Annotated in this window: 1 pseudogene; it reads right to left on the reverse strand. The window is 31.6% G+C overall.

Going from position 1 to position 1,032, the window contains the following annotated elements:
* Nucleotides 1–1,032: pseudogene (locus ACN4EE_RS23635) on the reverse strand (Eco57I restriction-modification methylase domain-containing protein); the annotation flags it as partial.

Here is a 1,032-nt window from a genome sequence, read left to right on the forward strand (position 1 = left end):
GACTTCTAACGTTGCTTAAAATGCCTTGAAATTCTTTAATGTATTTCTTCTCTTTAGCATCTAATTTTAATGATTTTTCTTCCTCAATAAAAATCTGCATTCTTTCTAAACAGGCATCATAAAGAGGATAAAGAATGTTTAATGCCGAGAATAAAAATGCACCACTGCCACAGGTTGGATCTAAAATGGACATAGTGGCTAATTTATCATAGAAAATCTTGAGAGTTAAGGGTGAATTAAGGTTAGAAATGGCATCTTGGGCAAATTGACGAATGTTGAGATTATAGGTAATTAAGTCATTAATATTGTTAATTTCTCCGTTAATTAATTTTTCTTTGATGTCAAAATAACGGTTTCTTCTGGCTACTACTTCTCGCCATATTTCTGTGGGTAAGCCATAATTTTCATCGGCAGTTTGATTCCAATTTTCTCTCTGGGCAACATCATTAATCCCTTTTGCTATATCATCTGGTAAGGCTAAATTTACACCTTTTTTCACTGCATCATAAATATATCGATCGAAATTGTCAGATAATAAATAAAAGCCTAAATGTTTATCAATTTCATCTGAGGGATAATAACTTAAAATTCCTTGTTTTACGCTATCAAATAAGTAGGGAATAATGCAGTTTTTGCTAATATATTCGGTGATGTCTTCTTTGGTATAATATGCCCCCATTTGCTTCTGGTTAATATATTTCTCGAAGATGTAACCTAAAACATCGGGGTTAATTTCGTTATCAGATTTTAAGGGTCGATCATCCAAATACCAATTATACTGATCAAAGAAAGTAAATATTTTCTCGAAGGCTTCGTCTTTAATTTCAATGTTAGGATACTTATTTTCGAGGGGATGAATTTCAAATAAGCCACCGTTTAAATAGGGTACTTTGCCTAATAATTGATCTAATTCTGAGGTGCGATTTTGACTACCTAAACCATCGTGAAATAATCTTAATAAAAAGTAGCGATAGAAAGAATAGAATTTATCTTTACCTTTTTCCTGTTGGCATTTATTTAGTTGATTTCTAA

Origin of the sequence: Geminocystis sp. CENA526, assembly GCF_050753365.1 — a bacterium.
GTDB lineage: Bacteria > Cyanobacteriota > Cyanobacteriia > Cyanobacteriales > Cyanobacteriaceae > Geminocystis.